The sequence below is a fragment of the Aquimarina latercula DSM 2041 genome, assembly GCF_000430645.1.
In the GTDB taxonomy this organism is placed as follows: Bacteria; Bacteroidota; Bacteroidia; order Flavobacteriales; family Flavobacteriaceae; genus Aquimarina; species Aquimarina latercula.
In genome coordinates this window covers 1-18,758 of record NZ_AUMK01000019.1, presented here as the reverse complement: position 1 = coordinate 18,758, position 18,758 = coordinate 1, and the positions used below count along the sequence as shown (strand labels likewise).

The 18,758-nt window shown below is 37.8% G+C and carries 24 protein-coding genes; 1 reads left to right on the top strand and 23 read right to left on the bottom strand.

Annotated elements, in window-relative coordinates:
• From H526_RS31000 to H526_RS0116675, 3 genes are all read right to left on the bottom strand, one after another.
• Nucleotides 1-1,977 carry a tetratricopeptide repeat-containing sensor histidine kinase gene (locus H526_RS31000; protein ID WP_051336200.1) on the bottom strand — a complete coding sequence of 659 codons (1,977 nt, stop codon included), beginning with the start codon at nt 1,975-1,977 and terminating at the stop codon, nt 1-3.
• Between the two features lie 208 nt (nt 1,978-2,185).
• Nucleotides 2,186-4,054, bottom strand: coding sequence for a DUF885 domain-containing protein (locus tag H526_RS0116680; protein ID WP_051336199.1), 1,869 nt, complete (start codon nt 4,052-4,054; stop codon nt 2,186-2,188).
• Nucleotides 4,055-4,087: 33 nt separating this feature from the next.
• Nucleotides 4,088-5,989, bottom strand: a complete 1,902-nt coding sequence (locus H526_RS0116675; RefSeq protein ID WP_027394048.1) for a CocE/NonD family hydrolase — start codon at nt 5,987-5,989, stop codon at nt 4,088-4,090.
• 272 nt (nt 5,990-6,261) lie between these two features.
• Here H526_RS0116675 and H526_RS0116670 point away from each other — a divergent pair, with 272 nt between their 5' ends.
• Nucleotides 6,262-6,585 carry a hypothetical protein gene (locus H526_RS0116670; RefSeq protein WP_027391770.1) on the top strand — a complete coding sequence of 108 codons (324 nt, stop codon included), beginning with the start codon at nt 6,262-6,264 and terminating at the stop codon, nt 6,583-6,585.
• Nucleotides 6,586-6,644: 59 nt separating this feature from the next.
• On the opposite strand, the gene H526_RS0116665 is transcribed toward H526_RS0116670, so the two are convergent.
• From H526_RS0116665 to H526_RS0116570, 20 genes are all read right to left on the bottom strand, one after another.
• A complete protein-coding gene (locus tag H526_RS0116665) occupies nt 6,645-7,475 on the bottom strand; it encodes a DNA adenine methylase (protein WP_035084251.1) in 831 nt (276 codons plus the stop codon).
• 27 nt (nt 7,476-7,502) lie between these two features.
• A complete protein-coding gene (locus H526_RS30995; protein ID WP_051335956.1) occupies nt 7,503-8,402 on the bottom strand; it encodes a tail fiber protein in 900 nt (299 codons plus the stop codon).
• The gene (locus H526_RS0116655; RefSeq protein WP_051335957.1) at nt 8,390-8,890 is read right to left on the bottom strand and encodes a hypothetical protein; all 501 of its coding nucleotides are present in this window, start codon (nt 8,888-8,890) and stop codon (nt 8,390-8,392) included. Before H526_RS0116655 ends, H526_RS30995 begins: the two co-directional genes overlap by 13 nt.
• Nucleotides 8,880-9,764: a hypothetical protein gene (locus H526_RS0116650; protein ID WP_027391773.1), complete on the bottom strand. Its 885-nt coding sequence runs from the start codon at nt 9,762-9,764 to the stop codon at nt 8,880-8,882. The genes H526_RS0116655 and H526_RS0116650 overlap by 11 nt, the downstream gene beginning before the upstream one ends.
• 15 nt (nt 9,765-9,779) lie before the next feature.
• Nucleotides 9,780-10,691: a hypothetical protein gene (locus H526_RS0116645; protein WP_027391774.1), complete on the bottom strand. Its 912-nt coding sequence runs from the start codon at nt 10,689-10,691 to the stop codon at nt 9,780-9,782.
• Entirely contained in the window at nt 10,688-10,987 is a 300-nt protein-coding gene (locus H526_RS29395; RefSeq protein ID WP_035084254.1) for a hypothetical protein, read from the bottom strand. The genes H526_RS0116645 and H526_RS29395 overlap by 4 nt, the downstream gene beginning before the upstream one ends.
• Complete coding sequence (locus tag H526_RS0116635) at nt 10,968-11,501, bottom strand: phage holin family protein (protein WP_027391775.1); 534 nt, start codon at nt 11,499-11,501, stop codon at nt 10,968-10,970. Before H526_RS0116635 ends, H526_RS29395 begins: the two co-directional genes overlap by 20 nt.
• Nucleotides 11,498-11,791 carry a hypothetical protein gene (locus H526_RS30990; protein WP_051335958.1) on the bottom strand — a complete coding sequence of 98 codons (294 nt, stop codon included), beginning with the start codon at nt 11,789-11,791 and terminating at the stop codon, nt 11,498-11,500. Before H526_RS30990 ends, H526_RS0116635 begins: the two co-directional genes overlap by 4 nt.
• 5 nt (nt 11,792-11,796) lie before the next feature.
• Entirely contained in the window at nt 11,797-12,006 is a 210-nt protein-coding gene (locus H526_RS0116625; RefSeq protein WP_027391776.1) for a hypothetical protein, read from the bottom strand.
• 1 nt (nt 12,007) lies between these two features.
• A complete protein-coding gene (locus tag H526_RS0116620) occupies nt 12,008-12,457 on the bottom strand; it encodes a hypothetical protein (protein ID WP_155839607.1) in 450 nt (149 codons plus the stop codon).
• 32 nt (nt 12,458-12,489) lie between these two features.
• Nucleotides 12,490-12,888: a hypothetical protein gene (locus H526_RS0116615; protein WP_155839711.1), complete on the bottom strand. Its 399-nt coding sequence runs from the start codon at nt 12,886-12,888 to the stop codon at nt 12,490-12,492.
• Complete coding sequence (locus H526_RS0116610; RefSeq protein ID WP_027391779.1) at nt 12,794-13,168, bottom strand: hypothetical protein; 375 nt, start codon at nt 13,166-13,168, stop codon at nt 12,794-12,796. Before H526_RS0116610 ends, H526_RS0116615 begins: the two co-directional genes overlap by 95 nt.
• Nucleotides 13,158-13,694 carry an N-acetylmuramoyl-L-alanine amidase gene (locus H526_RS30985; RefSeq protein WP_051335959.1) on the bottom strand — a complete coding sequence of 179 codons (537 nt, stop codon included), beginning with the start codon at nt 13,692-13,694 and terminating at the stop codon, nt 13,158-13,160. The genes H526_RS0116610 and H526_RS30985 overlap by 11 nt, the downstream gene beginning before the upstream one ends.
• Entirely contained in the window at nt 13,691-14,677 is a 987-nt protein-coding gene (locus tag H526_RS0116600; protein ID WP_027391780.1) for a hypothetical protein, read from the bottom strand. The genes H526_RS30985 and H526_RS0116600 overlap by 4 nt, the downstream gene beginning before the upstream one ends.
• Entirely contained in the window at nt 14,674-15,264 is a 591-nt protein-coding gene (locus tag H526_RS0116595) for a DUF6046 domain-containing protein (protein WP_162144474.1), read from the bottom strand. Before H526_RS0116595 ends, H526_RS0116600 begins: the two co-directional genes overlap by 4 nt.
• 187 nt (nt 15,265-15,451) lie before the next feature.
• A complete protein-coding gene (locus tag H526_RS29380) occupies nt 15,452-15,772 on the bottom strand; it encodes a hypothetical protein (RefSeq protein WP_035084256.1) in 321 nt (106 codons plus the stop codon).
• Nucleotides 15,772-16,197 carry a hypothetical protein gene (locus tag H526_RS0116585; RefSeq protein WP_027391782.1) on the bottom strand — a complete coding sequence of 142 codons (426 nt, stop codon included), beginning with the start codon at nt 16,195-16,197 and terminating at the stop codon, nt 15,772-15,774. Before H526_RS0116585 ends, H526_RS29380 begins: the two co-directional genes overlap by 1 nt.
• Nucleotides 16,197-17,477: a DUF2586 family protein gene (locus tag H526_RS0116580; RefSeq protein ID WP_027391783.1), complete on the bottom strand. Its 1,281-nt coding sequence runs from the start codon at nt 17,475-17,477 to the stop codon at nt 16,197-16,199. Before H526_RS0116580 ends, H526_RS0116585 begins: the two co-directional genes overlap by 1 nt.
• A gap of 3 nt (nt 17,478-17,480) precedes the next feature.
• A complete protein-coding gene (locus tag H526_RS0116575; RefSeq protein WP_027391784.1) occupies nt 17,481-17,894 on the bottom strand; it encodes a hypothetical protein in 414 nt (137 codons plus the stop codon).
• Nucleotides 17,895-17,919: 25 nt separating this feature from the next.
• A partial coding sequence (locus H526_RS0116570) for a hypothetical protein (RefSeq protein ID WP_027391785.1) occupies nt 17,920-18,758 on the bottom strand: 839 nt, incomplete at its 5' end.

Below are 18,758 nucleotides of genomic sequence, written 5' to 3'. Positions count from 1 at the left end.
TCAAGCGGCTTTTGGCAAAGAAACTGAAAAAACACTTCCTTTTCCTGGTGTACTTTCTACTTGTATCTTACCTTGATTAAGTTCAATCAATTCTTTACATATTCTAAGTCCAAGACCTGTTCCGGTTTCGTTTTCTGTACCTGTAGTAGTAAACGTATCTTCTGCAAATAATTTATTAATATTACTAGGATCTATACCTACACCAGTATCCTCAAAACAAATTTCATAATAATCTTCTTTTTCCTTAGATACTAGAGCTATAGAATCACCAGGATTACAAAATTTTATCGCATTAGCAATCAGATTCTGAGCCACGATCCCGAACATATCTTTATCAGCGAAGATGAGGGTAGGATCTAATTTATTAATCAGTTTAATATCCTTTTTCTCAGCTTTTGGCTTAAAAAAAGTGAACTTATTACTAATCACCTCTGTAATATCAAAATTGGTAGGTTGTGCATTAAGCTCTTTCATTTGTGATTTTGACCAATTCAATAAATTATTAAGTAAAATGGATGTTTGATGTGTTCTATTAGCTAATAATGGTACTATTTCTCTAAACTCATCAGTTGATATTACATCCTCTTTCATTAAATTAAGACTACTTTCTAACCCATGTATTTCATTTTTAAGATCATGAGAAATAATAGAAAACAGTTTGTTTTTTACCTGATTAGATTCATTGAGTTCCTTAATATATCTTTTTCTTTCTTTCCTTGTTTTGATAATAAGCACCATAAAGACTAAGATTACTGCAATGACTGCCAAACTAATAAATGCTAATAACCTATATCTGAACAATTCTTCTTTTGTTTTTTGTTCTCGCTTCTCTTTTTCATCTATCAATTTAAGTTGTTCTAACTCGGCTTCGTATCTAGATTTTGTGTTTTCTACTTTTTTTGTGGTAATATCGTTCATTCTCTTATCAGAAAGTTCCTGATATTTTTTTTGCCAAGCTATAGCGTTTAATAAATTACCTCTAGCCGAATCTAGTTTAAATGAATGTTTATAGTTTTTCAAAACTAGTGATGTAACATTTGATTTAACCAAATCCTCTCTTGCTATTTCTAAATATTTCTCTGCTTTATCATATTCTTGTTGTTCAAGTGCTATAATCCCTAATTGTTGTTTTGCATTTATCACTATTATTTTGAAATTGGCTTGGGTACCAACACATTGTGTTGTGTCATAGAATTTTTTAGCTTTTTCATATTCCTTTCCATACATCGCTACTTTAGCCATAATACTATATGATTGAGCCATATGCCTTAGATCATCTTCTGCTTTATTAATTACTAATGCTTCTTCTAAAAGCTTCTGCGCCTCTTTAAGCTTTCCTCCTTCTGTATATAATAAAGCTAAATTATTGATAACCAACCCTACACCATCGGTCTTCAATTTCTTACCCAAATTCATTGACTTCAAGTAATATTTTTCTGCATTTGGGACATCATTAAGTTCCTTATAAATGATTGCTAAATTATTGTATACGGCAGAAAGACCTACACTATCATTTAATTGTTCTCGATGTAGTTTGGCGTCTAATAAGTAGTTAGCAGCTTGCTCTATATTACCTTTATTTCTTTCGATATTGTATCTATCATTACTTACCATTGCTAAGCCGTTTTTATCATCAATTTTCTGAAAATTGAGTACGGCTTTTTCAAAACTTTCGTTAGAATCGATGCTCTTATTCAATTCGTTATTAATAACGCCTTTCAGCCTGTATACTAAACCTAATCCTTTAAAATACTTAATATCATGGCCAAGCTCAATAAGCTTGTTAGCGATATCATCTGCTCGGTCTAATTGATCTTCATTGACATAATGCTGTAAATCATTTACCGCACTGTTAAATAACAAAGAGTCTTTTACGTTTTCTATTTTAGAGAAATCAACGGCTGAAAATTGACTTTGCGTAAAACCAAGTAGGTTCATTGCGCAGAAAATCACAAAGGTTAAAATTGCTTTATTCATATGATCTATTTTGGGGCTAGAATCAGATTAAACACCAATTACACCAGTAAAGTACACAAAAATATCTTAAAAAATGTTATATTGTAGTATTATTCTTACTTAAATTTACAGATTAACCATAATTTAGATCCATTTAGATCAAAAAAATAGCCTTTCAGCGAGTGAAAGGCTATAAATTACGTATGCCAGATTAATATTAAACCGAATATCAACTCGTTTCTTTAGTTTCCAATGTTTTACGCTTTGATGCTATCCATTCATTCACTAATTCTTCAAGTATAGTAAGCGGTACCGCTCCATTTGTCAAAACTACATCATGAAACTCTCTTATATCGAATAACTCATTACCTAATTTAGACCTAGCACCTTCTCTTAATTCTAGAATTTTATTCATTCCTATTTTATAAGCAGTAGCTTGACCTGGCATTACGATATGTCTTTCTACCATTTTTATTGCATCACTCTCGGCATTTGGAGTATTATCCGTATAATATTTAATTCCTTCTTCTCTGGTCCATTTCTTAGCATGTATACCAGTATCTACTACTAATCTACAGGCTCTCCATAACTCCATTGCTAATCTTCCAAAATTAGAATATGGATCATTGTAAAGTCCAATTTCCTTTGGTAAAAATTCATTGTACAATCCCCACCCTTCTACATAAGCTTGATATCCCCCAAATTTTCTAAACTTAGGAACATCTTCTAATTCTTGAGCAATTGAAATTTGCATATGATGTCCAGGTATTCCCTCATGATAGGCAAGAGCTTCCATCTGATATTTTGGCATTGCCTCCATATCATATAGATTTGCATAATAAGTTCCTGGCCGTGATCCATCTGGAGTTCCTCTTTGATAAAATGCTTTTCCGGCACTTTTTTCTCTAAATGGTTCTACTGCTTTTACTACAATATCAGCTTTGGGTTTAGTGATAAATAACTCATCCATTCTAGATTTCATGTTATCAATCAACCCCACGGCTCTTTTAAGATATTCTTCTCTACCAACTTGGTCATTACTATAATAAAACCTCTCATCTTCCTTCATGAACTTAAAAAAGTCTTGTAACGTGCCTTCGTACTTAAGCTCCGTCATAATATCTTTCATTTCCTTATGAATTCTAGCTACCTCATCCAAACCAAGTTGATGAATTTGTTCTGCAGTCATATTGGTAGTAGTAGTTCGTCTTAAAGCATTATTATAAAACGCATTACCTTTTGGAAATTTCCAAGCTCCATCTTCTGTTGTAGCTCTTTGTTGTTGATCTTCTAAGAAAGTAATTAGTTGATCATAGGCAGTTTTCACATCTCCTTTTAAAGCCAACTCAGCTTTAAAAACCAAACTATCTTTTTCTTCTTCTGAAATCTCTAATTTCTCTATTTTAGATTTGAAATCAGATAATAATGTGCTTTCATTGTTCGAATCATCAAATGGTTTACCTGTTACTAGATTACGGCAATCATTAAGAACCTTAGCAAAAACGAACTTAGGAGGAACAATTCCATTCTTTTCCCTGATCTTAATATTTTCTGATTGCTGCGCAAATAGCTCATCCATTCCTTCCAGTCTTGAAATATAAGCATCTGCATCATTCTTATTTTCTATTTTATGCATATTGATCAAAAAAGCTGGGATTTCTGCCTGCATTCCATGCATTTGATTTATTGGATAATCATAAAAACGATATTGAAAATCATCTATTTCATTTCTTAAATCTTCTTTCATCAATCGATAACTCAAAGCAGTAGCTTTATTTAGTTTAGTAATATCAATTGAATCATTTAAATACCTCAATCTTTTTTTAGCTTTATCCAAGTCTTTTACTTCTTTTTTAGAAGAAACATCATCCCATTTACCATAATCTTCTGTTTTTACACCTAAATACGTTTGCATCATAGGAGATTCAGCTACTTCTTCTTGAAACTGAGTCTCAAACCAATCATTAAGTTTTTTGGAGTGTATCTCGATTTGTTCTTCAGCAGACACTAAAGGTTTAATCTCCTCACTAGTATTCTTACAGGCAGAAATAAATAGTAAGAAGCAAAAAGATAACAAAGTAAATTTTGCTTTAATCATTTCTAAAGGGGTATTAAATTTAGTTAGTTTAGTCTATTTTAACACGGAGAACTCGACTGACGAATCCTCAAAAACTTTATGCGTTTGTTTCTTAAAATCTGATGCTTTTGCTTTGAAAATATTAGGTACAAAAGTCTGTGGATTTAGGTCTATAAAAGGAAACCAAGTACTCTGTACCTGAATCTGAATTTTATGACCTTTTAGAAATGTATGATGTACATCCTGAAGCTTTATATTAACATCTGTTTTTTGATTTGGTATAAACGGCTCGGGCTTACTAAAGCTATTTCTAAATCTTCCTCTAAGCACTTCACTTCGGACCATCATATGATAGTTAGACATTTTAAGATACTTCTGTGTTTCTTCTGTATCTTCTGCATCAGCTGGATACACGTCTATTAATTTAACTACCCAATCAGCAGCAGTTCCTGTAGTTGCCACTTTTAACTTTGCCAAAATCTCTCCCGAAAGTGTCATATCTTCTGTAAGCACAGGAGTTTCATATACCAGTACATCCGGTCGTCTCGCTGCAAAACGCTGATCATCTGTCATATATTTTCTAGGTGTAAATACCATTTTTATATCTTCTGTGTACGGTACAGGTTTTTTTGGATCACTAACAAATTCTGAAAATCCATTGCCAAAAGTTTCTGTTAAATCATCACCAGATAGATACACTGTTTTCTTTTCTGCATTTTTTGGAGGCCAACTATCAAATGTATTCCATTCCTTTTTTCCTGTATCGAAAATCTGAATTTCTGTTAATCCACTTTCATTATCTCCTTCTCCTTTAAGAAAATGATTAAAGAATTTTGTTTCTATGTTTTGTTGAAAATTAAGAGAAATATCATCTCCAAAATACACATTTCCTATTGCCTGACGCTTTTTATTTCTTGCCCAATCTCCATGACTCCAAGGGCCAAAAACCATGATATTATAGTTGTCACTGTTTTTTTCTATTTTTTCATACGTCTCAAACGGACCGTATAAATCTTCCGCATCAAACAAACCACCAACAACCATTACTGCAGGTTTGATATCCTTAAGATGCTGAATAATTCCTCTTTTTTGCCAAAACTCATCATAATTAGGGTGTTCTTTGAGTTGGGTCCAGAAGACATTATCTTCTTTATAATATTGATCTAAAGTACTTAGTGGTCCAGCATCTAGAAAAAACTGATATTGATCCTTGGCCTTTAGCTCTGGAAATGTATACCAACTTTCTTTTATCGGCTCTGTTTTTTCATAACCAAATACCGCCGTTGCTCTCCAATAACTCAATAAATACGCTCCATTATGGTGGAAATCATCAAAAAAGAAATCACCAATACATGCCTGAGGAGACACAGCCTTTAGCGCTGGATGAGAGTCTAATAAGGAATATGTTGCATAAAAACCAGGGTACGAAATTCCCCAAACACCTACATTACCATTATTATTTTCAACATTATTTACTAACCATTCAATAGTATCGTATGTATCACTTGCTTCATCAAATTGTTTATCTTTTTTATTAGGAATGTATGCTCTCATATTGTCATATACTCCTTCACTCATCCATCTACCTCGAACATCTTGATATACAACAATATTACCTTCCTTCATCAAAAATTCATTCGGACCTATTTTAGAACGAAACTGATCCTCTCCATAGGGTCTAGAACTATAAGGTGTTCTTTGCATTAATATTGGATACTTTTTACTTGTATCTTTTGGTGAATAAATTGTAGTATGCAATTTGGTCCCATCCCTCATTACAATATCTACTTCCTTTTTAGAGTAAAATTCTTTTACATCATACGTATCTTTTTCTTCACTAGTTGTGACTTCTTCTTTAGTTTCTGTATTATCAATAGTTTCTGTTTTTTTATTACAGGATGTTATAAAAATAAAAAGACTCAGAAAAGATAATAGTAGTATTCTAGTTGATCGCATATGCTCGAGTTTAGTTGAACGCTGAAGATAAAAAAATGGAATGCTGGCAAACTCTATTTTAAGGAGATTTTAACAATCATCAGAAATATTAACAAATAGAGGAGCCTGTAGTGTTCACTCGTAATCGGCGATTCCAAATGTGCAACTTTTTCTTTTAATGTACGCAAATTTTTGAGCTCGAATTTTTTACAAAAAAATGACCCCGCTGAGATACTTAAATCTGAGCGGGAATTTGTCTATCTTTAGCCTTCAATATTAATACCTAAATTTACATGAATATTAAAAAATTTGCTGAGTGTCTTGAATCTGAATTTGACTTTGATTGCTATGAAAATGATTTTTATGAAAAAGCTTTAATAGCTACACAAAAGCAGTTTGAAAGCTCTACTATTAATGATATTCCTTTTGAAAGATATTATGCTAATGTTCTTCATAAAAAATTTCTTAGCTCTTATCTTTCACAATTGAAATTGCTTCTAGGAGCGATTCCGCCACAAGATTCGTCAATGTCTCTTTCAATTTGTGGGATTGATCTAAACTCTTACAGTGATCGCATTCATGAACTTCAATCTTCAATTCAGAAACTAGAGAGTTGATTTTAATTACTGTTTGTCCTTTCATTTTAAAGTGTTTTTAAATGGTGTTTAAATAGTTTTTAAATTTCCCAGTCTATCAGCATAATATCGCTGTATGATGACTGATAGTTCACAATATTGGTTCTGGAGATCGTCTCGGCATTATAAAATGGATTTACACCACCGGTATTCGTTTCAATCCATTCGCAAAGTTCTACTACATTACTCTTATTAGAAGTAAAATAGATATACCGCCCGCCTTTTAGGACCTTTAGAACGTCTAAATGTTCTTTAAGTTTCCAATAGTTTTTATAGGATCCGCAATCAGTTGATAAGTATGGCGGGTCTACAATAAACACAACCTGATCACTACCGTTATATCGTTCAAATAATTCGCGGTAGTCATAGAATACTACTTCCAACCCTTTTAGATAGTCTTTTGCTTCTGGTATTTCTGTGTGTCGTACTCTATTGTAGAATGTTTGCTTTTTTAACTCTTCTAAAGAGTTTACAAAGTTCATAGAGAACAGCAAATACGTGGATAAGGTAATATAATCCAGATACCCCGTTTCTTGCTCTATGCGCTCTATAATTTTGTTTTTAATGATTTGAGGAATACGTGTTTTTGCTGGTAGGTCCACTACCATTTTCCTAATATCATTTAGCACGCGATTTGTAGCCGGTATATGCTGTATTCTCTGTCTATAATTGTCATAATCGTTGTATACCACTGTTGCTTGTGGATGCACGTCTTTTGCAATTCTGCTTAATAGTCCAGAACCACCAAACAAATCGACGTACACTTTGGGTGGTGTACGTTTGTTTAATGCTGCTTTGAATTGTTTAGCTAAATTTCTCTTTTGTCCCTGAAATGGCAGCGGTGCTGCCATGTACTGCTTTGTTGTTTGCATAATTTTAGTTTTCCCTATTAATTTTTGTTATTGTCCCTGATATTGTATGAAAGCAAGCGCATAATACGGAGGTCTGTTCTCATGATCTTTGTTATTCCCCACAAATGATGTAACAAAATTATGATTATGCATACCCGCATTATTTGTGCTGACGGTGTGACTGTGTGACCCAGCTGCTCTCCCTTGTTGTCTTGTTCTATTATTTCCTTGAATTGTAAAATGCACTCCATTACCTCCATCGGGTCCCGTTTCGTTTGGCACTGAATGAGTATGCGATCCTGTTGTATTGGTTGATCCTGTATGTCTGTGCTCCCCTTTATTATCGGTTACCCCTTGGTGGGAATGCGAGGGCATTTGATCAGTGGTTAATGTGACCGTGTCCCTTCCTCCACGTTGTCCGATGGTGTAGTTATCGCCAGCTCCTACGATAAATTTATTGGTTAGGTTTGGGGTTCCGTTGCTACCATCACAAAGATGCCATCCTTGGGGAATGGTGGTACCGCTCCACATGATAATCCCACCTATGGGTGTCGATTGTTGGCTAAGCGGTGTTAAGGTTTTTAGTTCTGAAAAGTCAAAGGTTTCTATACCATCGTCCCCACACTTGGCATACCTGGTCACATAGGCGGGTTTTAGGTCGAGATTCCCATCGTTATCACTATCCTCATTGTAAGGTACTTCTTCTACATCTTCGTATATACTAACGGTTTGAGAAAACGGACCCGTTACAAAGGGTAAATATTCGCCATTATATACAATCGCTCCCGCTGCGATGTTTGTTCCATTTCTTTGGAGTCCTTTAATGATATATGAATCACCGCCTAACGCGGTAAGTGCGCCAATAGCGTTAGTATATGCTGATTGTAAAAAATCAAACGTTTTTGTAGTACCTGGGAATCCTCCTGTAAATAATCTTAGTTTATCCATTTTATACTGTAGGTTTTTGATGCTAGTTTATAGCTGTTAATAAGTGCCCTTGCATCACTGAGGTAACTTTCCAAAGCAATGCTGTTGTTAGGTTGTAAGTCAATGGGAATACACACCACAAAATCGGTGGAGTCTGATGCGATGTCGACGGGATCATAAAAATATTGTGTTTCAAAATACACGGGTCTCTCTTCAGGAGGTGTGTAGAAATACACAGGTTGTAATAATCGCCCATTTTGTATGCGTATACGTCTTAACGTATTATCAAAGGCATCATTAAGAACCGCCTGTAAATAACACACCTGCGAGTTATGCGTTAACCTATAAATTTTTGCTTTGCGGTATTTTAAAAAATCCTCGTGTAATACTACCAAGGGAGCGGTTAACATTTCCAACCATTGCAACATGGCGGGTTGTCTCCAATCGATAGGCAACAAATCGGCAACAAGTTTTGCAAAATTGATATTGTATATAAAACTAAAGTTCACGCGGAATATAATTTATTAGTGTGTTTTCGGTGTCTAATCTCATATATCCGGCTCTTGCGATATAGCTCACATCTAAAGGCTCATAGTCGAATGCTCCAAACTTTGTAAAAGCTTCACGAATCACAGGTATTTTCACGCCTTCTACGGTGCGTAAATGCTCTAAGAGTCTATCGAGTATGAGTTCCCCGTTAAATTCTAAATTGTACAAAAAGTCATTGATAGCTTTCTGCACGGGCTGGTTGTCGGTTCCGTCTTTTCGTTGTCCGTCACTATAGAGGACCAGCGGATCATAATAGATATCTAAGACAAGGCGTAAACTGTCATTAGGCAAGGAAATATATTCTATAAAGGTCCCTGCGTCTGCCACTAAAAACATATATCCTTGGAATGCTTCCATTTCCGGGGCGTTTAAAGGGATGAGTTCTCCATTGATTTCTTTTGCAAGTTTCAACTCTAAAAATCCTTTTCCTCCTGATATTTTACGAATCACTGATACGTGTTTTACAATCTTACGGTTTTGTATTTGCTGCACGGTAAGTCCTGTATTATCGTAGTAGTCTGTTTCAGGTACTAATGCCTGTCCGTACTGAAAGCTTAACGCCTTTTTTTTGTACCAGGGGAAGTTGTGAAGTTCATTTTCTTCAATTAGGGTATCTACTTCCTTCCTGAAGATGTCCCATAACATTTCTAAGGTAAAGATGACAAAGGCAACAATGTACACCCATACACGCCAAACACTTACCTTTGAATCACTGGTTAAGGCATCGATAGTATTTTCTTCATTGGTGGTTAATACCTCCAAATCCTGTAAGTTCTGGGCATCGATTTTTTTTGTAAGAATGGTTTGCTGTATTTCTTCTATAGTTCTGGGCATGGCAAAAGATTTATATTAGGATTCAAAAGACGGGTTTTTGAGTCTCCAAAAATTGAAATGATATAGTGCATTATGTTCAAAGGTGTTTTCACTTATTCCAGTCGCTGGAAAATTCCATACCTCGTATTTTGCATCGGATAGTTGCCAGTTGCGCTCTCGTGGTATATTGGTAATTCTTCCAATATCGCGTATCAGTTCTACACGGCACTTATCAAGATCATCAATGGAGAGACTCCCAAGCTTACAGATAAAATACACTGAACCGTTAGGCGTTCTGACCAGGTAATACTGAACAATAACGCTTAGCGCATCCAGTACTTCCTCAGCGTTGGTAAAATCATCATCGATCGTATTGATGTATCTAAAGCGGTCATAGCTTTCAACGCTTTGGGGTGGTTGTTGCTCTAATCCTGCTAACTTCTCTTTTTCTTCCTGAGTGAAATTAGCCTCTGATAATCCTTTACCGTCTTCCTTAGCTACTTTTAAGGTAATATCCTGTGCCATTTGATCTAAGATGGAAACTAAACCAGCAATAAAGCTAATCGGGCGTTCACTTGGCGGGATGTAGTTCTCTAGGCTTGCTAATTTTTCTTTTTCCGCCTGTGTAAAATTTGCCTGCGACAATCCTTTGCCTTCTTCCTGATCTACCTTTAAGTTGAGTTTCTGGTTCATTTGATCCAAAAGAGATTGTAAGTCGGTAATAAAACTTATGGGGCGTTCACTGGGCGGGTTGTATTTCTCAATTACTACAGTGCTGCCATCGGTAAAATCAAATTGCACGGTTCCGGTAGTGCTTACCGATATTTTTGTAATGATCGCTCCATCGTCTTTATGGTGAAAAGAATCGATTAAGTTTTCAAACTGGTTTTGCGTCGGTACGTCTCCAGTTTCGAAATATGTTTTTAATACGTGTGCTGCGGTTTTCATCCTACTATAAAAGTTTCTTTAATAATCATAGAACCAATTCCTTTTGATGGTTCAATGGTTTGTACTATCTGACTTACCTCTGTTACTGGACGTACTTTATAGGTGTTGTAATATTCCAATACTTCAGGGTCGGTTGCTTGCTGGTTCTCTGGTATCTCGATGGTAGTGCCCGCGGGTATGGTATCGGTAATACCCATCCCATTTTGCAGGGCTACCTGAAATACTTCCGTAATTGTTCCGTAGCCCTGCAAGGTGATGTCAAATACATTTTGTTTATCAATTACGTTGATCTTCATGGATATCAAAATGTTTGTAAAACTGCTTGTTAATGATTTTAAGTAAGGTGCTTGCGTAGCGATATCCTAGGGCGTCCAGGTTTTCTAAAAGCGATACCAACAATTGCCAAATAATAACTAACAATACCGTCCAGTACAACCATACAAACGGGTCTATTTCATAGCCCAATACGGAAGGAAATACCACTTCTTTTTGAAAGGTATTCAGCACATATACCGGAATCGTATAGGTGGCTACTTTAAGAATCATCCTTCCCAGTTTTCGGGACTCGTGTTTTTCACCGCGTTTTAAGGAAGCACGCAAGCCTGTTTGCCATTCAAAAATGATCAGCACCACATAAGCGATGGAGAAAAACGGAGTAATTCCGAATATCTCTGTAGTAATTGAGGTAATGACCGCTCCAATGGCAGCCAGGTTAATAATTTTGTCACTCATAAAACCAAAAGAACTGGTTTTAAAATCGGCATAGTTGATAAAGCCGAAGCCTTGTAGGATGTAGTTTAGTGTTTTCATAGGTCAATTTCGAGGTTTTTAAGGTTTTCATTTATGTTTATTTGGGCGTTGTTATACCCGTCGTTTGCTAATTGTACTTTTAAGTCCCGTAAAAAGCGTGCGGAATTCAAGGCGGTTTGCTTCAGGTAGGTGTCCGCTCCAAAACCCACTAAGGGATGCTCCTTAAATTCTCCTTTGTGCATCCCTACAATTGCCTTTACATTTTGCTGGTCACTATCGCCGATCACAAAATCGCCGTTGACAATTTTTAAATCGTTTTGCTCATTCAGGATAATATCTTTTCTTTCCATCTGTGTTATTGAATTATTCCGGTTCCGGTGACAGCTCCACCCGTGGCACTGGTTCCTGTTACCATTGTATTTCTTCCCACCACATACTGCTCAATAGCATTAGCGATTCTTTGCGCTTGCCTTTTTCTAGCCTGTACTGGATCTACTCTTACATCACTCTCATCATTGAAAGCTTTCTCTATCAAATCGGAAAGCTGCTGGGTGGTAATAGCCATACTATTTTAAAATTTTGTTTAACCGTTGTTTAATTATTGTGGTTGCTCCTACATTAATAGAGGTCCCGTTGATCACTAGTATTTTATTTACTTCGTCTATAAAGTCATTGAGCACCTGTTTAAGACTTTCGCCCTGTCTTTTTATCTCAAATCCTTGCTCATCGACAAACAATTCCGTTTGTTCTTTGATGAACTGTATACTATCCACTTCACTACAGGTAATGAGCACCGCCTGACTGATATTGTTTTCAATAATTCCGCATAATACGGGGCTTCCTTCTTTGGGCATCACCCGTAAAAAACTGTCAGGACCTTGCATACTGGCATGGTAGCGCACTCCTAACAAATCGGGTTGTCCTTCTCTTGTAACATCGCAAAAAGTATCTCCCACATTTTTGGCAATGCCAGCTGTTAGGATCATCTTTTCGTTTTGTTTTTGGTGGACGTTCATCAGTTGCCCAAAGACTTCTTCAAATCCCATAACTAATTGGTTACTAATACTCCCGTGGTAATGCCGACTGCTATTCCTGTTACTGCCCAAATCCAGCCATTACCGTTTCTTTTTCGCGAGGTTTTAAGCTGTGTTTTTAAAAGCGTGGTTTGCTCCTGGTACAATGCCCGCTCCTGATCCGCTAAAAACTCTTTGAAACGCAGGTATTCAATAAGGCTATCCTTTTCCTGTTTGATCCGTAAGCATTGGGACAGGTTTTGTTCTACCTTGCCCTTGATCAATCGGTCGTAGTCCAATAAATCCAAATTGATTTTTTTGGCAACTTCAAAAGATACCTTAACGGTGTCTGGTGTTTTGGTATCGTTTTGAGAGTATCCAGTAAAGGCTATCAGCATGATTAATATGCTGAGCATGTTTTTTATAGACTTCATATTGTGTATTAATTTTTGTTGCTGTATGTAAGTTGTTTTGTAATGAAATTTCTAATGCGCTAATATGTTCTTGTTTGATCGCAATGACATTTTGCATGCTATCGATCTGCTTTGTATACTGCTGGGTTGCTTTTTCAATCTCCAGGACTTGCATCTGGTGAAGCTCTTCTAAGACACGCTGGTGTTTTCGCTCTCTGATTTGACTGGATATCATTTGTATGATGATTACCAGTACCAATACGGCGATGACTGCTGTAAATAGTTTGATTTTAGCGATCATGATTATACGATTTTATGAGTTCACGAATCGCAAGGATATACATATCCTCATTGAAAAGTTCACAATCCTTTTTATTAGTTCCGAAAAACGGCTCTAAAATCAAGGTGGTAGGTTCAGGGTAGTACACGGCTGCAAATCCTCGTTGACTTTTTTTATACAATGGTTTTGCTCCTCTGTTTTTGATTCCTGTTCCCTGGTGTATCAACTCACAAAAATATTTCGCCCAATCCTTCGCACTTTTATTTTCAAAATAGTACAAGGCTTCACAACCATTGGCATGTGGTTTTTTGGATGCGTTAAAATGAAGTTCCAACACTAGGGAATAGTTCCCTTGGTTGATCTTCTTAGAAAGCTGCTGTACTCTGGAGGTGTAACTTGGATTGTATGGGTTGTAGTGGTAAATATCCGCTACATCTTGCAATTCTTCCGCGATACATTTGTTAAATGCCCATTCTCGTATCTTTAAAAAAGGACTATACGCGCCTTGTGCCAGCGTGGTATGTCCGATAACTATTGCTGTTTTCATAATGTAAGACCTAGTTTATTTTCGCGTAAAAAGCCGTCACTACTATTAAATTTTATGGTGACGCCTTCAATTAAATATGTTCCATTTCGTTCGCTATATGCAGGGTCGGTTACTTGTAATGCATCCCCGCTTTTAGTTCGTGGCTCTCCCCATCCTGGAAGCGTGCCCTGGTATCCGTCAAAACTCAAAGACTGGTAATTCTTTTGCGCCAGTTTTTTAAGTTCCTCTTTGGTTCTGTTCGCAAAATGTAAGGTGCGTTGTACGCCCCCTTTGTCTCCGAATTCCTGAAAAATTCGTTTCCCGTCATCATTAATACTAATCGCTTTTAGTAAAAGCTTTACATCGTCTTTTTTGACAAATTCCAAACTATTGGAGACCGCCCGTACATTTTTATTCATCACAAAGGAGTGTGTTACCTTTGGGGTCATACTAATGGGAAAAGCCACGTGCAAAACATCTTCTTTAAAAAAGGAATGCAAGCCATAATCTTTTCGTAATTGCTCCAAAACCTGAAAGGCGGTTTTATTGTCAATGGTGAATTTTCCTAAATCAATCGTATCGATAATATTATGCTCATATTCCGGGGCGATATATTGCAATAAACTTTTCAGGTTAATACTTTCAAAAGCCACTGAAAAGCTTTGCTTTTTTAATAGGTACATGGCATCCATGCAGCTAATGCGCAAGGGATGATCCGCGCCGATTTTATCTACATATCCGCGGAACTCTTCCTGAAGGTTTTGATCATACCCTAACCGAATGACTACCGGATCACCAACTTTTATATAATCGGTAATGTTGCGCTCTTTGATAGAGGTTCTTTTGCCGTTGATCTGTGTACGTGGAAAAGCACGGGGCAAGGTGATCACCGCCGTATCACTAATTTTTTTGATGGTGCTATCAATCACAACACTATGGACTCTGTCAAATGCTACGGAGCCTATCTGAATACGACATTCCATATTTTTATATAAATGTTTCATATCGGATTTGTTAAGGTGAACCCTACCGGGCTGATACTTCTGGCTAGCATTGTAAATTGTACGGTATCCTGAAACCCAGGAACGCCATTTACTTCAATATCCTTGTAATAGATACTGGCTATATTTTTTTCAAAGAACTGCGTACCGGACACATCAATGACCCCGTTGTATTCAAAAAGGCGGTATAATTGTTCCACTTTTGAAGAAGGATAGTGCCTGTTTTCTACATCGATTAACAATCCCCTGATACGAATGTCATGAGGACGTGTTCCCCAACGTTCAATCACTATGTTGTCACTATCATTAATAGGGGTTTCAATGAGTTGTTTTTGTCGGCTAAAACTGATCAAAGGTGGCGGGGCTAGTATCCCCGCTACCTCTGTATCAAAAGGCATCGCGCCAAATTTTATCGTCCTATCGGGATAGGTAAAAGTCACATCTTCAAAATCAGCAGGTCCACGGTCGTAAAATTCCAGGTTATAGTTACCACCGGAACGTTGTACAGTAGCACCACCCGGCGCATTGTCCTGCGATAACAAGCCGAATGCCGATGCGTAACGCTTACTTAAATCTATATTGACTCTCATAATTCTTTTTTCTTTAGTCCTAGTATTCCCTGATCTGCTAAAAACCGCACCTGCGCCCATTTTTGCGCCCAGGTGATATCGTCCAGGTGTTCGGGGTGCGGTATGTGTAAAAAATGACTGATGTAGGCATCAATTTTTAATACGATGTCTTTATGGTCTGAGTGGTGCAGTCCTGAACAATCCTGCCCTAGAAGTTTTTTATCCTTCCTTCTCTTATCGGGATGAGTTCTGCAATAGACGAAACCGCAGTTAAAAACAATGCATCGTCATTCATGACTACTTCCTTATCAGTAAGTAAACACTGCTTGATAATAATCTCCTGTGCTTTTTTAGGGTTTACATCAATATATTTCATATACTGAGATACTGTTGCGCGATTTGGTACACGCACCACAACTTCCATATATTCATTGTGTAAATCATCCTTAGGTAATTCCACAACTTTTAGGTTGTGCTTTCCGTATTCTTTGATAAAAGCGTCTTTCTGTTCTTTGGTTAATTTTGCCATTAGCTTGCTGTGTTTGAATTATTATATTGTATACCCAATACGAATAAATCGTATTGTTTGTTCAGTCCCATATCTCCGGTTACCTCGCGTCCTTGCTTCATAAATTTGCAAGTAATGGTATCGTTTACCACTTCGTTGTACTCATTGGCAAAGGTGATACTGATATCAAAAGGTTTTACCTTCAGTAAGTCTCCGTCCGCTGCACGCTCCAATAACACCGCATCATGCATCATTAGCGTTATGGATGCGGTGTGGGTTTTCTTACCCCTGCTCCAGGAACTAGCATCATTCTTTAGGGTATGGTTTAACTGGTGTTCTTGCTCGGAGTCGTAGGATATCTCGACAACGTCAATCGCTTCGGTGCCGATAAACACATCCACATCTCCCGAATCATAGGCTTTGTTGTTCTTAATTACGTTTGCCATTAGATATTAGTTTTAAGGTTAATCGTTCCAAATATTTCACCAATGGACCCGTAAGGCACGATTCTAAAGTCCACCTTTAAGGTTTTTTCTACAATCAAATCACTATTCGGATCTACAATGGTCACCCCTGCGGTGATCTCCTTGGCTGCGACCATTCTTCCCAATTCGGTATTGCCTATTCCCTCAAAGTTTTTAATCACTCCAACAGGAAGCTTTCCGGTGGTTGGGTCTACTGGGTGGGTGGATTTCACCTTTGGAAGTAAAGCGGTTCTGAGTAGACGTTTTGCTTTATCCAGGGTACGACCAAAAGCGATGGTATGTTCGTTTACATTCCCCTCACTATCCCGCACAATCTCGGTACAGGTATGGTCGTTGTTCCATCTCACCCCGTCCAGTCCTGTATAGGAAAGCCCGAAAATGAAGCCTTTATCTTCCAGAGTTTGCAGCTGGTTAAACACGTCCTTATTTTTCTGGTGACTAGAAAGCCCAGGTACTAACCATATCTTACGGGGGGCATTGGTTAGGTTAAAGGATTCGTTTTCTCCCATGTTCTGGTTGATACTCGCAGCGGATAGGGTCCCTAGCGCGGTTCCTACTTCGGCAAATAGTTGGGCATTTCCAACGCGCGTCTCAGCGTACTGCCAATCCTGCCCAATCACAAGGGAGACCTTGGTCGCCTTTACCGTCAAAGCTCTCAGGTCTGCTGCGGATAATGCAGGACCTTTAAAATGGTAGCCTTCTAAAAAGATTTGACACGGGAAATGGTGATCATATGCCCACAATGCCAATGCCTGAGCAGGCGCAATACTGTTATATACATCTATCGGCAAGCCGTTAAGGTGTATGACTCCAATAGGCGGGTTCGGATCATCAGGATCGATCGCCAGGTTAGGGGGATTTATCGCCACGGCAATTTGTTTTACTTCGCCATCGGCTTCAATTAATAGTTTTTTAGCGTACTGCGCGTCTACATCTTCACAAATACGTGACATGGGCGTATCAGCAGCTACTACCATACAATAGAGTTTTTTACCTTCCCCCGCCATACGGAAAAACTCCGATATATGACGGTACAAATTCACTCCATTAGCATCGTCAAAACTCTGGGTAATCCCTTTGCTTTCCGCATCAATGGTATTAAAAAAGGTAACCACTTCTCCAAATTCCAGTCCCTCGGGTTTTACACAGGCGACAATCAAGCCCGAAATACCATCCCCGTTGTTGATGGTATTCGCGCCGATTTTGCCTTTGCGGATTTTAACTCCGTCTAAATCTGCCATAATTTATTGGTCTTTAGGTTCGTGGTGGATAATTTCTTTTAACGCTCCTTTATCGAAAACAAAAGAGGTTTGTGGGTCCACTTTAAAAGTGCCTTGCGCGTTTTTATTTCCAATCTTGGCGTTATCACCTTCCTTGGGAGCGTCACCTTCCACAAGTTCTGAGAAAACAATTTTCTTATTATCGGTGGTGGTAATGACCAGTTTTTTGTCGCTAGGTTTTGGAGGCTCAAAGACAAATTCAGGGGTCAATGCTAAAATGCTCGTGCGGTCATTTTTTACACTGAGCATCGCCAAGTTTTCAGAGGTAAAAAACGCCCCGTTGACATTCACCCAAATTTTAGGTTCTTTTAGCTGTTTGAATACCTTTCTAGCACGTTCCTTTAAATCCTTTGTTAGTTTCACTTTGTTATCTTTCATAGGTGTTAATTTTTAAAGATGATACTTATACGTCTGCGGAGATCACCGCTCCGTGTGCGCGCTCTTTTCTTGGTAATACCACATAATTGTGTTTTGCATTGTACAACCAGGCGTGGTTCTGAGTGGTCGGCTCATCCGCATAGTTCTTAGTCATTCCCGAAGCACGGAACATATCACGCGCATAAAAAGACACCGTCCCCATCATATCCCCAGCTTCTACCACGGAACCGAACGGCTTTTTTTGTAGGCTGCTTAGGTTGTAGTATGGCATATCCAAGTACAACCAGGTTTTAAAGCCGTGTAAACGTTCTTTTAACATCCCAGTCTCACTATAGGAAAGATGCCCGTCTGATTTTTTTAATAGTTCACATTCGTACAACAAGTCTGCATAATGCTGCGCATTTAGTACCAGATTACGCCCCGCGAAAGGAATTTTTAACCCGTTATACTGAGCTGCATGGTTGATAATGTCCTTATTCGTACAACGTCTTCTACCCGTACCATCATCCTCACCAGTGGTTACGAGTATAGGTGTGTTGGTTGTTTGTTGACTGGCACCCAAGGCATGTACTGCCTTATGATGTTTGGTTTCCATGATCCTAAGCGCATGCTTTTCCTGTACCAGCCTAATTTTATCATAGGCAATGTATTGTATCTCCTGATCCGTCACACGGGTTGCCTTGGTAGTGTAATTATCCAGGGTAATTGCGATGTCCTTATCTTCCTGCTCTGAAAAGCCAATCGGATAAGTGGTATTATTGATGATCACTTCCGGGTCCGCGCCTACATCCACCAGATGTATTACTTCGTTTTCGCCACGGGTTGCTGCCACGTGTCTTGATTCGTCGGGGATTTCATTTAAAA

Coding starts and splice junctions, on each gene's coding strand:
- H526_RS0116665 (WP_035084251.1), bottom strand. CDS start 7,475: ATGCAAACAACAAAGCAGTACATGGCAGCACCGCTGCCATTTCAGGGA.
- H526_RS0116600 (WP_027391780.1), bottom strand. CDS start 14,677: ATGAAACATTTATATAAAAATATGGAATGTCGTATTCAGATAGGCTCC.
- H526_RS0116675 (WP_027394048.1), bottom strand. CDS start 5,989: ATGCGATCAACTAGAATACTACTATTATCTTTTCTGAGTCTTTTTATT.
- H526_RS0116575 (WP_027391784.1), bottom strand. CDS start 17,894: ATGAAAGATAACAAAGTGAAACTAACAAAGGATTTAAAGGAACGTGCT.
- H526_RS0116615 (WP_155839711.1), bottom strand. CDS start 12,888: ATGAAGTCTATAAAAAACATGCTCAGCATATTAATCATGCTGATAGCC.
- H526_RS0116620 (WP_155839607.1), bottom strand. CDS start 12,457: ATGAACGTCCACCAAAAACAAAACGAAAAGATGATCCTAACAGCTGGC.
- H526_RS0116670 (WP_027391770.1), top strand. CDS start 6,262: ATGAATATTAAAAAATTTGCTGAGTGTCTTGAATCTGAATTTGACTTT.
- H526_RS0116595 (WP_162144474.1), bottom strand. CDS start 15,264: ATGAGAGTCAATATAGATTTAAGTAAGCGTTACGCATCGGCATTCGGC.
- H526_RS31000 (WP_051336200.1), bottom strand. CDS start 1,977: ATGAATAAAGCAATTTTAACCTTTGTGATTTTCTGCGCAATGAACCTA.
- H526_RS0116625 (WP_027391776.1), bottom strand. CDS start 12,006: ATGGCTATTACCACCCAGCAGCTTTCCGATTTGATAGAGAAAGCTTTC.
- H526_RS30995 (WP_051335956.1), bottom strand. CDS start 8,402: ATGGATAAACTAAGATTATTTACAGGAGGATTCCCAGGTACTACAAAA.
- H526_RS0116650 (WP_027391773.1), bottom strand. CDS start 9,764: ATGCCCAGAACTATAGAAGAAATACAGCAAACCATTCTTACAAAAAAA.
- H526_RS30990 (WP_051335958.1), bottom strand. CDS start 11,791: ATGGAAAGAAAAGATATTATCCTGAATGAGCAAAACGATTTAAAAATT.
- H526_RS0116645 (WP_027391774.1), bottom strand. CDS start 10,691: ATGAAAACCGCAGCACACGTATTAAAAACATATTTCGAAACTGGAGAC.
- H526_RS30985 (WP_051335959.1), bottom strand. CDS start 13,694: ATGAAAACAGCAATAGTTATCGGACATACCACGCTGGCACAAGGCGCG.
- H526_RS0116580 (WP_027391783.1), bottom strand. CDS start 17,477: ATGGCAGATTTAGACGGAGTTAAAATCCGCAAAGGCAAAATCGGCGCG.
- H526_RS0116635 (WP_027391775.1), bottom strand. CDS start 11,501: ATGAAAACACTAAACTACATCCTACAAGGCTTCGGCTTTATCAACTAT.
- H526_RS0116585 (WP_027391782.1), bottom strand. CDS start 16,197: ATGGCAAACGTAATTAAGAACAACAAAGCCTATGATTCGGGAGATGTG.
- H526_RS0116680 (WP_051336199.1), bottom strand. CDS start 4,054: ATGATTAAAGCAAAATTTACTTTGTTATCTTTTTGCTTCTTACTATTT.
- H526_RS0116610 (WP_027391779.1), bottom strand. CDS start 13,168: ATGATCGCTAAAATCAAACTATTTACAGCAGTCATCGCCGTATTGGTA.
- H526_RS29380 (WP_035084256.1), bottom strand. CDS start 15,772: ATGGCAAAATTAACCAAAGAACAGAAAGACGCTTTTATCAAAGAATAC.
- H526_RS29395 (WP_035084254.1), bottom strand. CDS start 10,987: ATGAAGATCAACGTAATTGATAAACAAAATGTATTTGACATCACCTTG.